The following is a 1,469-nucleotide window of genomic DNA, read 5'->3' as shown; positions in this document are numbered from 1 at the left end:
AGCGGGTACGGGCACCTGGGCCAGTACCAACGTGCCACCACCAGGGACACCCACGGCCTCACCCTCATGGGCCGACGCCTCTACAACCCCACCCGCGCCACCTTCACCAGCACCGACCCCATCCCCGGCGGCAACGAAAACCCCTACAACTACCCCAACGACCCCATCAACACCAACGACACCAGCGGTGAAATTTGGAAGCCCAGCGGCCGGAACTATCGATGGGCAATCAAGATTGCGAAATTGTTCCGCACAATCAGCGCATACGCAGGGCATTGGACACTGACCCTGTGTGGGCCTTGTGGCGCAATTTCGACTATTTTTGCAATCCTCTCCATCATCCTTTATTTGGTCGTCCGGTACATTAGAACCGCACTTTACATGATTTGGGATCTAGGTCTGGGCAAGCTGCTGAATGGCGCGTCCGAAAGGGCAATTCCTGTCATTTTGAAGCATAGCTACTTCTATGTCGCACGGCATGCAAGCAAGGTTCGATCGAACATGGGCTTTTTTGAGAGGCGCATCCTTGTGCCGCTCGGCCTGGGATACCTGGCCTATGCAATGGCTGACAGAATCGACAAGATCCGTGGATGGGCATGGCGAGCCTGGCAGAGTGCATGAAGTGGGTTCTGGCATGAATCACAGTCCCCTCAATCGAGTAGTCTTGCCGCAGTCTGGGCTGGGCTTTTCTGGTGTGTTTTCCATTGTGCTCGGAGTGGTGGGAGGCGTGGCGACTGGAATACTGTTGGCAATGCTCATAATTTTCACTATTGAGGCTGTATGGAATCCTCAATTGCGCAACATTGGGCAATTGGGGCAAGTAGCAGCAGTCACTTTAACAATCCCGTGGGCCTTTGTTAACGCGTGGGAGGGGGTTTGTTTCATCAGGGCGCGTTCAATGTCCGTCGAGGTTGCGACTGTTGGTGATGCGGGCGACGTCACTGTTTGGGCGCCGATAATCTTGACGAAACCTGTGAAACTGTCCGCCGGATCCGTTCGCCTTGTGACCAGGATCGAGCGGGAGGCTTGGGAGCGCAGGTATGCGACTTTGGCGAAACCGGGTGTGACGCCGAACATTTTGATCCAGTTTCACCAGGAAATGCGTCTTCCTGCCTCCAGATTCGGCTTTTACCGATACAAGTACCTGAAGGACTTTGCGTATTTCAGGGAGCTGTCTTCGTGGCTTCCGAAACCCAATGTCAACTACCTCGGGATCTGCTTGTACTCAAGTGACCCTGAGGTTGACATTCATCGAATTGACGAAATTGTTCAGTCAGCTCTTGGCGTGATCCGAGTTGCTCCGCCGGAGCCGGAGTCGCCAATTCTTCGAATCATATGGTCTCTACTCCGATTTTAGCGTCGGTGGGAAAGACGACGTTCGAGCTTGACCCTAACGGTCGGCGCCGGAGCCAGGACGTGGCGGCCGGTTCGGTCACGGAGAACCACTACGCCGATGACAGCGACAATCC

The 1,469-nt window shown here is 55.0% G+C and carries 1 protein-coding gene; it reads left to right on the top strand.

Annotation, left to right across the window (positions count from 1 at the left end):
• The coding region (locus KD1_RS16385; protein ID WP_157073430.1) for an RHS repeat-associated core domain-containing protein at positions 1-621 on the top strand (621 nt) is incomplete at its 5' end.
• Positions 622-1,469: the final 848 nt, after the last annotated feature.

Origin of the sequence: Kribbia dieselivorans NBRC 106261, assembly GCF_001552435.1 — a bacterium.
GTDB classification, from domain to species: domain Bacteria; phylum Actinomycetota; class Actinomycetes; order Actinomycetales; family Dermatophilaceae; genus Kribbia; species Kribbia dieselivorans.
This window is presented reverse-complemented; position numbering and strand designations above follow the sequence as displayed.